This window comes from Streptantibioticus cattleyicolor NRRL 8057 = DSM 46488, from assembly GCF_000240165.1.
In the GTDB taxonomy this organism is placed as follows: domain Bacteria; phylum Actinomycetota; class Actinomycetes; order Streptomycetales; family Streptomycetaceae; genus Streptantibioticus; species Streptantibioticus cattleyicolor.
In genome coordinates, this window is the sequence record NC_017586.1 from 3740173 (window position 1) to 3752332 (window position 12160).

At 70.9% G+C, this 12160-nt stretch carries 13 protein-coding genes and 1 tRNA gene; 1 reads left to right on the forward strand and 13 read right to left on the reverse strand.

Features of this window, described 5'->3' with window-relative positions; genetic code table 11:
* Nucleotides 1–20 precede the first annotated feature (20 nt).
* Complete coding sequence (locus SCATT_RS16605; protein WP_014144241.1) at nt 21–413, reverse strand: YccF domain-containing protein; 393 nt, start codon at nt 411–413, stop codon at nt 21–23.
* A 156-nt stretch (nt 414–569) separates the two neighbouring features.
* Complete coding sequence (locus SCATT_RS16610; RefSeq protein WP_014144243.1) at nt 570–1058, reverse strand: YajQ family cyclic di-GMP-binding protein; 489 nt, start codon at nt 1056–1058, stop codon at nt 570–572.
* A gap of 198 nt (nt 1059–1256) precedes the next feature.
* On the opposite strand from SCATT_RS16610, the gene SCATT_RS16615 reads away from it, so the two are divergent.
* Nucleotides 1257–1338, forward strand: a tRNA-Tyr gene (locus SCATT_RS16615).
* 134 nt (nt 1339–1472) lie between these two features.
* Here the strand turns inward: SCATT_RS16615 and SCATT_RS16620 are convergent.
* From SCATT_RS16620 to SCATT_RS16670, 11 genes are all read right to left on the reverse strand, one after another.
* Nucleotides 1473–2885: a tyrosine-type recombinase/integrase gene (locus SCATT_RS16620; protein ID WP_014144245.1), complete on the reverse strand. Its 1413-nt coding sequence runs from the start codon at nt 2883–2885 to the stop codon at nt 1473–1475.
* Nucleotides 2886–2945: 60 nt separating this feature from the next.
* The gene (locus SCATT_RS16625; RefSeq protein ID WP_014144246.1) at nt 2946–3134 is read right to left on the reverse strand and encodes a helix-turn-helix transcriptional regulator; all 189 of its coding nucleotides are present in this window, start codon (nt 3132–3134) and stop codon (nt 2946–2948) included.
* A gap of 382 nt (nt 3135–3516) precedes the next feature.
* Complete coding sequence (locus SCATT_RS16630) at nt 3517–4995, reverse strand: hypothetical protein (protein WP_041824810.1); 1479 nt, start codon at nt 4993–4995, stop codon at nt 3517–3519.
* Nucleotides 4996–4997: 2 nt separating this feature from the next.
* Entirely contained in the window at nt 4998–5876 is an 879-nt protein-coding gene (locus SCATT_RS16635) for a bifunctional DNA primase/polymerase (RefSeq protein WP_014144248.1), read from the reverse strand.
* A 90-nt stretch (nt 5877–5966) separates the two neighbouring features.
* Complete coding sequence (locus SCATT_RS16640; RefSeq protein WP_014144249.1) at nt 5967–7427, reverse strand: DNA cytosine methyltransferase; 1461 nt, start codon at nt 7425–7427, stop codon at nt 5967–5969.
* Nucleotides 7428–7574: 147 nt separating this feature from the next.
* Complete coding sequence (locus SCATT_RS16645; protein WP_014144250.1) at nt 7575–7883, reverse strand: hypothetical protein; 309 nt, start codon at nt 7881–7883, stop codon at nt 7575–7577.
* A 12-nt stretch (nt 7884–7895) separates the two neighbouring features.
* The gene (locus SCATT_RS16650) at nt 7896–8090 is read right to left on the reverse strand and encodes a hypothetical protein (RefSeq protein WP_014144251.1); all 195 of its coding nucleotides are present in this window, start codon (nt 8088–8090) and stop codon (nt 7896–7898) included.
* Between the two features lie 30 nt (nt 8091–8120).
* Nucleotides 8121–8372, reverse strand: a complete 252-nt coding sequence (locus tag SCATT_RS16655; protein WP_014144252.1) for a hypothetical protein — start codon at nt 8370–8372, stop codon at nt 8121–8123.
* A 141-nt stretch (nt 8373–8513) separates the two neighbouring features.
* The gene (locus tag SCATT_RS16660; protein ID WP_014144253.1) at nt 8514–10709 is read right to left on the reverse strand and encodes a cell division protein FtsK; all 2196 of its coding nucleotides are present in this window, start codon (nt 10707–10709) and stop codon (nt 8514–8516) included.
* 99 nt (nt 10710–10808) lie between these two features.
* Nucleotides 10809–11117, reverse strand: coding sequence for a hypothetical protein (locus tag SCATT_RS16665; protein ID WP_014144254.1), 309 nt, complete (start codon nt 11115–11117; stop codon nt 10809–10811).
* The gene (locus SCATT_RS16670) at nt 11114–12133 is read right to left on the reverse strand and encodes a hypothetical protein (protein WP_014144255.1); all 1020 of its coding nucleotides are present in this window, start codon (nt 12131–12133) and stop codon (nt 11114–11116) included. Before SCATT_RS16670 ends, SCATT_RS16665 begins: the two co-directional genes overlap by 4 nt.
* Nucleotides 12134–12160 lie beyond the last annotated feature (27 nt).

Here is a 12160-nt window from a genome sequence, read left to right on the forward strand (position 1 = left end):
CCCACGTCCCCGGCGCCCGGTCAGCGGCCGGCGAACCCCTGGCCGGAGGGGACGACCTCGCGGCCGAGCGGCGTCAGCGAGATCGGGATCAGCTTGAGGTTGGCCCAGCCGAACGGGATCCCGATGATCGAGACGAAGAGCGGGATGCTGGTGATCAGGTGCCCCAGGGCGAGCCACCAGCCGGCGAAGACGAACCAGATGACGTTGCCGACGGCCGAGCCCACCCCGGCGTCCCGCCGCTCCACCGTCGTCCATCCGAACGGCCACAGCACGAAGCCGGCGATGCGCAGCGACGCGATGCCGAACGGGATGGTGACCACGAAGACGAAACAGATGACCGCCGCGACCACGTACCCCAGGGCCATCCACAGACCGCAGAAGACCAGCCACAAGACATTCAGGATGAATTTCACAATGTCTCCCTCCCGGGGAGACAAGCTACCGGTCGCGGGCGCCGCCGGTCCCGGCCCGGCCGCCGCTGCCGCCGGTTCGGTACGGGACGGTGACAGTGGTGACCGGACCGGGGCGCCGGCCCCGGTCCGGTCGGCGCCCGCGACGGGCACGCCGCGTCAGCGGTAGTTGACGAACTGCACCGCGAAGTCGAGGTCCTTGCCCTTGATCAGGGCGATGACGGCCTGGAGGTCGTCCCGGCTCTTGGAGGTGACCCGCAGCTCTTCGCCCTGCACCTGCGCCTTGACGCCCTTGGGGCCCTCGTCGCGGATGATCTTGGCGATCTTCTTGGCGTTCTCCTGGGAGATCCCTTCCTGGATGCTCGCGGAGATCCGGTACTCCTTGCCGGACGCCTGCGGCTCACCCGCGTCCAGCGCCTTCAGCGAGATGCCGCGCTTGACGAGCTTGCTCTCGAAGACGTCCAGCACCGCCTTGACCCGCTCCTCGGAGTTGGCCCGCATCTCGATCTTCTCGCCCGACCACTGGATCGAGGCACCCACGTTCTTGAAGTCGTAGCGCTGCGAGATCTCACGGGCCGCCTGGTTGAGGGCGTTGTCGATCTCTTGCCGCTCGACCTTCGAGACGATGTCGAAACTGGAGTCGGCCATCTTCAGTTGGCTCCTTGCGTCGGGTGCGTCAGGGGGTACGGGCCCGGCCCGGCCTGGGACCGCGTACCCGCAAGCGTAGTCACCGATCCCGTCCCGGACCGTGATCAACCAGGTGGCGGAGCACCCCCCGGCATCGGGTATCGTTTACCTCGTTGCCACGGAGACCCCGCCACGAGCGGCCTTCGGGGCGGCAACCCCGGCGGTGTGCCCGAGCGGCCAAAGGGAGCAGACTGTAAATCTGTCGGCTATGCCTACCCAGGTTCGAATCCTGGCGCCGCCACCCTTGAGGGAACCCCCTCCGAACTGCGGAAACGCAGCACGGAGGGGGTCTCTTTACATTCGAACACGCAGATTCGAACAATGGTCGAAAAGGGTGGCTTGTCTCACCTGGTCTCAGGTGCGTCCCGTACCTGATCAGCGCGTGTCCCCCAGGTGTCCCCCGGGGGAGACGCCCTCTGAGTGCCATTCCCGCAGGCCAGCCTCGATCTGACGGTTCGCTCGGTCTTGGGCCTGCGCCAGAACCTTTGCGTAGACCCGCAGGAGTACGGCCACGGAGTGCCCGGCCCTACGCGCCACCTCCATGGGGTCGACGCCGGAGAAGAGCCAGAAAGAGACCCCGGCACACCGCAGGTCGTACGGTCGGCGGGCAAGCGGCGACGCCACCTCGGAGGGAGACAGAGCAGCGCTCCGGGCTTCCGCCCAAACCTCGCCGTATCCCGTGTCCTGAATCACACCGCCACGGTTCGTGCGGAACAGACGGCCATCCGGTGCCGCCCCGTATCGCTCGACGTGCCAACGGAGCATCGAGACGAAGTGCGGCGGGATCGGCACCACCCGCGAGTCCCGGGCCGCTCGGGCTTTGAGGTGGCGCTCTTGGTGAGCCCGGTTGTCGTCCGTCCAGTCGTGGCCGGCATGGACGATGCCACCACGAAGCGTGAGGTGGCCCCACCCGTGCTTGGGCAGGTGGCACTGTGACGCCTTGAGGCCCACGGCTTCGGCGGGGCGCATGGCGGCGTAGTAGAGGCATCCGAAGAAGGCTTCAAGATGTGCCCCGCGCTCCCCCTGAGCGCGTACCGCTTCGAGCAGTTCCCGCACTTGACGTGGGTTGGCGACACTCGCCGGGTCAACTTCTTCGGTGGACTTCGGGGCCGTCCACTTCACCGTGGTCAGGGGGTTCACGGGGACCGTGAAGTACCGTCGCTCGACTGCGAGTCCGAGAACGTCGCTCAGGCAGGCTCGCTTGCGGCGGGCAGTACGCCCTGCGGCGGTTGAGCCGTCGAGCAGCGTCGATAGGGCGTCCAGCGCCGTGCGGAGCGTCTCGGGGTCTTCCAGGGTCGAGATGGCCACGGAGTTCTCCTCCACCCAGCGAAGAGCGTCGGCCACTTCGGCGGGGGGCTCTTTGTCCCAGCGGCTCTTGTTGTACGCCCAGCTGTACAGGGCCCTACGCAGCACTTGGGGCGCCGGGCGGCCGGCCGTGGTCTTGACCAGCACGGGCGTGATGGTGGCGAGAGCGTCGGCGTCGTTGCGGCGGGACTTCGCCGGAAGGCGGTCCCACCTGCGATCGACGTATGCACGGGTGTGCTCGTACCAGGTCACGGAGCCGTTCAGCGCGCGGAGTTCGGATGCGGGCAGACCCGTTTCCACGTCGAACTGCTCGCCCTTGCGGAGCGCGGACATCAGCTCGGATCGCCGGCCGTCCGCCTGCGCTTTGACGGTGTAGCTCTTCGAGTGCTTCTGAGGGCCCACGACCCACCGGACGCGATAGGGCTTCGGGCGGTCGCGGCGAGTTTCGATGCTGTAGACGCGAACGTCGTACGTGAAGGGCATTGCTCTCCAGGCAGCGGATGGGCCCGCCCTGGGGAGGGCGGGCCCGATGGGGTGTGCGGGTCAGGCGGCGTGTTCGGTGCAGCTCTCCCACCACGCGTCCAGGTCGGCGCGGCTGACACGGACCTGGCCGTTGGGGAGCTTGCGGAGCTTGGGGCCCTTGCCGCGGGCGCGCATCCGGTAGAAGGCGGCGCGGCTCATGCCGATCTCTTCGAGGACTTCGGGGAGCTTGAGCATCTTGGTGTTGACCATTCGATGGCTCCTCAACAGGCGTCTTCTCTTGCACGGGCCCGTCTGTCCGAGGTGCGGATTTCTGCGTCACCGCGTCACCTGCGTCATCCACCGCCTTGATCTGCGGATTCGGGTGACGCGGGGCGTAGCGGGTCTGTCACTGGTGACGCAGGCTGTCCGTCGTCGGTGACGCGGGTGACGCAGGGTGACGCAGCCACTGGCCGCCTGCGTCACCGCTTTAGTGGCTGGTCAGGGGCTACTTGACGATCTTGGGTGACGGAGGTGACGCGGCGACTCTCTACTTCGGACAGGAGGGGGTGTCTGTGGTGCGCCGTCGCCGAACAGCAAGAAGAGCACGCGGGGCCGGGTGCTCTTCTTGCTTGTGTGGTGGCTGGACTGCCGGTCAGAACGTCGGTTGTTGCTCGTGAGGTGGGGGCGTGGCCGGCGGTCGGGTCATTTCGATGTAGCGGGCGGCGTTGGTGCGGCCCCAGTCGATGAGGACGCCGCGGGCGGCGAGGGTGGGTTGGAGGCGCTTGAGGCGGTCGGAGAGCACCTTGCCGGTGGTCGGCCAACCCTTGGGCAGGGGACGGCACTCCTCGCCGCTGTAGAGGCTGGTGAGGCAGTGCAGCCACTCGGCCGAGGCCATCCGCTGTTCTGCACCCACCTCCAGGCCGGAGGCGTGCTTCAACACCGTCTGCGCCAGCAGGTCGCCCTCGATCACGTCGTCGTTGAGGTCGTCCAGGCTGGCCCGGTAGGCAGCCAGCGCCCCGAGGCCGGTGGCCGCGTCAAGCTGGGCGCACAGGTGGGCGAAGTCGGCCATGCGCAGGTCAGTGGGGATGTCCGCCTGTGCTGCGCGGACCTTGACCGTGAGATCGAGCAGGGACCCGAGGATGACCGGCAGCGCCTCTTCGTACTCCGCCCACAGCTCCGCTTCGGTGCGGCGGGTGCGGGGCCGCTCCAGACGCAGCGGCAGCAGCCGTTCGGCAAGGTCCGGACGGATCACACCCACATCGATGCCGGTCAGCAGCAGGGGGCGGCGGTAGCGGGCGCGGAACACGTCCCCGTCGGTGAACAGAGCGCGCTTGACGTTCTCGGCGCCGGTGACGATGCAGCACATGGCGTCGGACAGGTCCGGGGTCATGTGGGAGAGGTTGTCCAGGGCGGTGACCCATCCGGCCGCCACCGCAGCGATCAGGTTTTCCTCATCCTTCGGGGCCCGGCGCAGGTCCCCGCTCATGCCCTCGACGACCCGCACGAGCATCCGGCCGCCGGTGGACTTGCCGGCGCCCTGAGGCCCGGTGAGGAACGGCGCGGGGACGGGCACGGACGGACCGAGGCAGCCGATGAGCCAGGCGATGGCCAGGCACTCGGTCTCGGCCGTGGCGAAGTTGCACAGCCTGAGCAGGGCATCGATGCCCTTGCCGTCGGTGTTCTTGGCTGGCAGGGGCAGTTCCCCGGTGAGCTGGGTGCGGCGCCAGCACACCTCGCGCGGGTCGGGAACGGCGATGTCCCACCCGGTGGGGTGGATGCGGACGGACTGTCCGTCGCTGCGCCCGAGGTCCAGCCACGTTGCTCCGTCGAATCCGGGGGCGACGCGGATGTGCACGGGCTGCACGTCCTCGGTCAGCGCCAAGGCTTCGATCAAGTCCAGGGCCTCCTTGAGGGCGGTGCCGTTGAACACTCCCACTCCGTCGCGGTAGAGACCGACCATGAGTTCTTGTCGGTGGCTGCCCGTGGTGCCCTGGGAGCGGATCGGGCGGGCCACGGGGTGGCCGTTCTTCTGCGCGTACACCGTCCCGTCGGCGGTGCGGAAGTACCGGAAGTGCGCTTGGGCGTAGTCGGTGATGACCTCGCGGGCGGGGTTCTTGTCGTCGTCCGCCATGGTCACAGTCCCAGCGTGGCGCGGGCGTTGGTCCACGCTTCGGTGCAGTGCCGGAGCGTTTCCCCCTTGGTCTGCGCGGCGGTGAACAGCCGTGCAATGTGGGCGTCGGTGAGGCAGCCGCACCGGCCGTGGACGGACAGCACGGCAAGGAACGTGCGGTACACCGTGGTGTGGATCGCGCTGGGGGCGGCGGTGATGCGCTGTTCGGCCATGGTGATGCCGCGTTCCAGGTAGGCGGGAGTGCGGTGCGGGCACTCCCCGCCCCCGGCGGGCGCGGTGACGGAGTGCGGTGCCGGCCGGACCGAGGCTGGCGCCTTGATGCCCAGGGCGCGGACCGTGTCCGGCAGGTCGGCCATGGCGCCGGTGCCGGGGCCGAGGTAGCGGGCGTAGGCCATGGTCGACTTGATGTCGACGCCGGGCCGGACCGCGTTGCGGGACGTCATGGCGCCCCGGTAGATCCAGTGCTCACCGCGCGTCGTCGGCACGATCCGGGTGGCGGGCAGGGCGGCACGGGCCCAGGCGACGGCCGCGGGGTCATCGAGGTCCACGACGGTCAGGCCGGCGCCGCCGGGGTGGTAGGCGACGGCCGCCGCCTGGCGCCACGCCGCCGCCCAGGCCGCGGAGGTGAGGATGCGGGGGTCGGTGGTGGCGGCGGCCCAGCCGTGGCACGGCGCCGGGCACCGGCAGGGGCCCGCCGATTTCATGGTCGGGCGTCCGCCGCACGCGCCGTGCGCGCAGAACGGGCAGTTGCCCACCGGCAGCTTCCCGGCCCGCAGGGGCAGCACGGGCACGCCCGCTAGGGCCAGGGCCAGCGCGGTCCGCAGGTGTCCTGGTGCTTCGCTCTGGGGTTTGGGTCGCCGGATGGGGGCGGGTTGGGCCATGCTGGAGTCTCCTCTCCTGGATGGGTGAGGGACCGGAGGCGGCGGACTGTCCTTGGCCGGTTGGCCGCCGCCTCCGGGCAGAGAAGGTCGTCAGGCTGTGATCGTGGTCGCGGCGCGGGTGTCGAGGACGGCGGCGACGCGGGCGCCGATCCACTGGGCGACGTTGCAGCTCACGGCGTTTCCGGCCTGCATGGTCTGCTCGCCCTTGTTGCCGTGGACGATGTAGTCGGCCGGGAAGCGCTGGGCGAGGAGCTGTTCGCGCGGCTGGATCATGCGGAAGTAGCAGTCCTCCACCGCCGGGGCGGCCCGCAGTAGCCCGGCGGAATCCCTGGTGCCGAGGGTGTGCAGCGGCTCGCCCGTCGTCTTGGGAGCCGCGTTCCGGTAGGGGATCACCAAGCCGTGGTGGTTGCCCTGCGCGGAGATGGTGGCCAGCGGCCGGGCCACGGGTTCGGCGCTGCCGTTACGCCGGTACTCCACGACGAACGGGGACGCCACCAGGGCTTCGAAGCCCTTGGGGTTGGCCATCCGGGTGCGCATCGGCTCGGCCGTGGTGGTGGCGGTGGTGTTCCACCCGCCGCCGACCGGCACCAGCAGCCCGTCACCGATCTTGGCGGTGCGGGAGGGCAGCGGAGCGACGTCGGCGGGAACCGGGCGGCCGTCGTGTCCGCCGTGGTTGACCGTGACGAGGGTCCGCCGGGTGGGGAAGAGCCGCAGCCCGGTACGGATGCGCTCCATGGTGCTCGCGGCCAGCGGCCGGGCCCGGTCCCCGATGCGCTCGCCGGTGTTGGTCCAGTCGATGATGTCCGCGGCCGGACGCACGTAGGGTTCCACGACGGCATGGCGGCATGAGCGGTTGGGGCAGCGGTAGTCGTACTGCTGCTTGTACTTGCCGACCCTGCGCCCGTTGCGCCAGGTCTGCACTGCCGCGACGTCCTGCTCGCAGCTCGGGCACCAGGCCAGCGGCGTGGGCTTCAGGTCGGGCAGCGTGATGCCGTGGCGGGTGAAGACGATGTAGATGCGGTCACGCCACTGCGGTGCGTGCGCGTTGCCGGGGCCGCCGACGTGGGCGGAGGAGACGGAGACAACCTGCGAGTTGTAGCCCAGCTTCTCCATGCCGGTGCGCCACCAGTCGAACAGCTCCCAGTCGGCGGCGAACTCCACGACGTTCTCGCACAGCACGGCGGCATAGCGGTGGACCTCGGTGGCGCGGATGACGTCGTAGGCCGTGGCCCTGGTGCGCTCCCACGCCGCGTCCGGCACGCTGCCGTACTCCAAGAGGGAGAGCTGTCCCTTGGTGCGGCGGCGCCCTCCGGCCGGGCTGATCTCCGTGCAGATAGGGGACGCCCACAGGATGTCGGTCTTGGGCAGGCGCCGCATGTCGTAGTTGTTGACGTCCGCGCACAGGTGGTCGGCGTCCCGGTGGTTCGCGGCGTGGGTTTCGATCGCTCGTTGCCAGTGGTTGGCGGCCAGCCGCAGCTCGAACCCGGCGGCAACCAGTCCGGTGGAGGATCCGCCAGCGCCGCAGAAGATGTCGGTGAACGTCAGGCTCACGCGTGCTCCTTCGCTGGATGGGAATGAGGCGAGCTGCCCGACAGCGGACTGTCCTTGGCCGGTTGGCCGCTGTCGGGCAGGTGTGGACGGTGCCGAACTGTCCGGCTCCCCTTGGCGCTCAGCGCTGCTGAGCGCCGCGGGCAGCCGTCAGGCGGTGCGGCGGCGCGAGGCCAGGTCAATGACGTTCGCGGCCAGCTCCACGGTGGACGGGCGCAGGGGCAAGACGGGTGCTGGCGCGGTGGTCGATTCGGCGGGAATGACGACGGGCTCACCGGGTGGGGGCGGCGGGGGCGACGTCGGCCGGGCGGTGGCCGCGCGCTGGTCGCGCAGTTCGGCGAAGACGGCGCGTTCGGCGGCGGCTTGCTGCTGGCCGCGGCGCCACAGCACCGCGTGGACGGGCAGGGCGACGGCGGCCGGACCGAACAGGACGGTCGCGGCGATGAGTTGGGCGTCCATGCGGGGCTCCTGTCAGTGGCCGAGGCTGGCGAGGGTGTGGGCCACGTCGGTGGTGAGGCGGGTGATCGGGCCGGCGGCGCCGGTGGAGGCGAGGAAGAACCCGAACATCACGGCGACGAAGGCGCCGCCGAAGCCGAGGGAGCGGGAGCGGAGGAGGAACGCGAGGAAGACTCCGAACAGGACGACAGCGGAGATCGTGATGAGCACAGTGGACTCCGGGACGGGAACGAGGCGGGGTCAGCGGGTGCCGTCGTGGTGGATACGGGCGGCGAGGTTGAACAGGTGGCGGCCGACGCGGATGCGGATGCCGTGGCCGTCGCAGCGGCGGCAGTGCTTGCCGCGGCGGGGGCGGCCCTTGCGGTCGTAGGTGAGCCGGTAGCCGAGTCCGCGGCACTTGCGGCAGTTGCCGAACGGGCTCGCCGCACATAGCAGGGCGTAACCGAGTGTGACGGCGAGGAGGAGGGTGATAGCGAGGGCGGTGAGGGTCATCGAGGGGCCTTCCTGGCGGGTTCATGGGGTTTCCGCAGGTGGGCCGCTATCCGCTAGCGGCCTGATCAAGGCAGGTTTGGGGTGCTAGCGGGGCCGCTAACGTTAGCGGGGTGTGCCGCTAGCGCTAGCGGCCCCGGGCGGTCAGCCCACGTCCCGCTTTCCGTCACGCTCCGCGATCGCGGTGGTGATGTGGGAGCGGTCGATGCCGCGCCGGTTGACGACCTTGCCGTCCACCCGGCGGCCGACCTGGATGGTGGAGATGCCGTGCGGTTTGAGCGCGGCGGCCAGGGCTTCGGGGTCCCAGCCGTCGTAGACCTCCGGCCGCAGCTCGGCCAGGCGCGCGACCACCGTCTCGGACCACACCTTGGGTTCCTTGGCGGGGGTGACGGCGAGGATGTCGGCGAGCAGGTCATAGGCGGGGCCGGTGACGGCCTCGGGGGCTTCACCGAGTGCGTAGCCGGACAGCAGTCCACGCTTCTCGCGCACGCTGCGGGCACGGGCGGCGATGGCGGCGGCGCCGGGGGCGTCCACGAACGCGCCGTAGACGATCCGGGCGTCCGCTCCCTCGCCGACGAAGTAGTGAATGCCCTTGTCACCCCAGGTGAACATGGTCGCCCGCACCCCGCGCTTGTAGGCGGACGTGCCCAGGACCATGTCGTTCTCGGTCTGGCCCATGACCTTCAGGCACCAGCGGGCGCCGGCGTTCGCGGAGATGCCGGTGGGCAGCGACTTGGCGTCGGGGCGCTGGGTGGCCAGCAGCATCACGATCCCCGTGGCCGGACCGCGCTTGACCAGGTCGGTGGCGATCTCCTCGAACTCCTTGCCGTGCTCGGGATGCTCGAAGAGCACCTGGCACTCGTCCACCCCGACCACGATCGGGTGCAGACCGAGCGAGCGCTTGTCGGCGAGCTGGCTGGTCACCTTGGACTCGGGGCAGATGTCCCGGGGCAGGGAGCGGATCACCTTGGTGCGGCGCCGCAGTTCCTCGCGCAGCGTGCGGAAGTCGGCCAGCACGTACCCGATCGTCTCGTCGTCGTCGCCGGCGGCGTGGCGGTGGGAGACAGCGTTGCCGACCGGGTCGAGGTCGCCGGTGCCCTTCATGTCGTAGGTGTGCAGCTCCGCCCGCGGATCCAGTGCCGCGATCAGCAGCAGCAGCCGCAACAGGAAGGTCTTGCCCATGCGCGGGATCGCGCCGATGATCCCGGCGATGTACATCAGCGTGACCTCGACCCAGCGTCCGCGCTGGTCGGTGCCGTAGGCGACGGGCTTGAACAGGTCCACCGTCCCGGACTTGGCCAGCGGCCATGCGGGCTTCTTGGCCTTGGCCAGGTCTTGGTCTCCGACCCACAGCACCAGGTGACCGGTGTGCTCGTCCGGCACCGCCTCGGGCCACACGCAGCCCAGCGGGCGGCGCAGACCCGAGGCAAGCCGGTCCCGGCGCTCGATCACGTCGGTGACGGTCACGCCGAAGGGCAGGTCGCCTTCCGCGCGCCACCCGGGGCCGTCGCGGGTGATCGGGGCGGTGAACTCGAACCCGCCCCGCCCCTTGCTCTGCGCCGAGTTGATGGCCGGGATGCCCAGCGCGCCCAGCGCCCGCAGCACGATGTCACTGGTCAGCTTGGTGGCCTTGGGCAGCTCCACCGCACGGTGGATGACCGGGTCATCGGCCTTGCGGCCGGCCGACCCCAGCGCCAGCACGACCGCGGTCACGGACACGGCTTGCAGCCAGCCGGGGGCCAGCACGTACAGGGCCAGGGCGGCGCCGATGCCGACGAACAGGGCCAGCACCGCTACCAGGGTGCGCATGCGCACCCGGCCGTCCCGCTGCCGCGACAGCCGCAGGTACTCCCCGGCGTCCTCGCGGCGCACGGCGGCGAGCCGGACCGGTTCGCCCTCGCTGTCGGCCATCCAGCGCAGCGTGCCGCCGACGAACTTCGCCGCACCGGTGGGAGCTTGGAGGGTCAGGCGGGCGGCGTAGACCGGGGCGCGCAGCGCGTGGTACCCGGCGGCGTGCCCGTAGTGCCGGGCCACCCACCCGGCAGCGGTCTTCAGCTCCGCGGGGGACTTCATCCACGGCGGTACCACCGGGCGCCGCTTCGCGGCCAGCAGGCGGCTCATGTAGCCGGGCCCCGTATCGGCCGGGACCGGCTGGTCAACCATCACCGGCACAGCCGGATCCGCCTCGGCGCCGTCCGCCGGTCCGGTGGCGGGTGCGGTGGCCGCCTCGGTACGGGCGGCACGTGCCTTGCCGAGGTCCACCACCTCACCACCACCCGGGGCGGGGGTCATTTCGGCTTCGAGCCGGTTGAACAGCTCGCTTTCATCGTCATGGTTCACTGAGGGTCTTCCTTCCACCAGGTTGGGAGAAGGCGGGCCCGGCCGCTGGCCGTCCAAAGCGGCGGCCGGGCCCGCGTCAGCAGCGCGGTGCGCTGCGGGTCAGAACAGGGATTTCTGGGAGTCGGCCGCCGTGGCGGCGCGGGCGCGGGTGGCAGCGGCCTGAAGGTGCTGCCAGCACACCGGGCACCACGCGCGCAGCTCGCCGGGCGGAACGGTGACCGCTTGGTGGTCCGGCACGCGCCGGGGCGGGGCGGCGATCAGGTGGGCCCGGTCGGTGTGGGGTGCCTGGCAGGTCCCGCCGGTGCGGCGGTGGGCGCTGCCGCATTCGCCGGCGCACTGGCAGACCCAGCCGGCCCGGGTCATCACGGTGGTGTAGAGGTCCGTGGCGATGATCGGGCCGCGGGTCATGCCGCCTCACCCATCGCGTCAGGCGGGGCGGATTCGCCGCCGTCGGCTTTGGCTTCCTGGTAGCGGGCGGCGACCCACCCGACGGACCAGCCGGTCAGTTCCGCAGTCTCACGCACGGACCGGCCGGTGTTCACGCCCTCGCGGGCGGCGGCCCGCGCCTCGTGCTCGGGCATCTTCACCACGGCGACGGTGGTGTTCACCGGCCGGGGCTCGGTGCCGTTCACGGGCGCGGCTGTGGCGTTCACCGGCCCGGGTTCCGAGGCGTTCACCGGGCGGGACTTCGGGGTGTTCACGGGCTCCCGGCGAGGGGCGGCCCCGTCGTGTTCACGCGGCGAGCGGGCGGCGTTGCGCCGCTGCTCCCGTTCCCGCTCGCGGCGTTGGTCTTCCTCGCGGCGGCGGGCGTCGGCGGCTTCGCGTGCCTCACGGGCCATGCGCGCTTCGTGTTCGCGGCGTTCACGTTCCTGGGCGGCTTCCCACTCGCGGCGTTCACGCTCGATCCGCTCGGCGTGTTCACGCTCGGCGTGTTCACGCTGTTCACGCATCGCCCGTTCCCGGTCCCGCTCTTCGCGGGTCCGGCGTTCACGGGCTTCGCGTTCGTCGCGTTCACGCTGCTGGGCTTCGGCGCGTTCGGCGTCCAGCCGGGCCAGTGCGCGGGCGATGGCCCGGCGGTAGGCGAGGCTGGTCTCGGAGGTGACGATGAGCAGCAGCGGGGCGACGGAGTGGACGGCGACGCCGACCCCGTCACCGGCGAGGGCGGAGTTGCCGACGTTCAGCAGCAGGGTCATGGTGCCGGTCATCCAGCGCAGCGTGACCGGCCACCAGCCGCCGTGTCCGCCGAGCCGGGCCAGGACCGCGTCGAGGCGGACGACGATGACCACCGCGGCGTCCACGACGACGGGCAGGATCGGCGAGGTCCACCGCCAGGCGGCCGGGGTGTGGCCGGCCGCCAGCGGGGTGACCGTCAGCACGCTGTAGAGCATCGCGCCGAAGACGATCAGCCATGTGCCCGCGCTCAACGTCCGCTCCGCCGCCCGGATACTGTC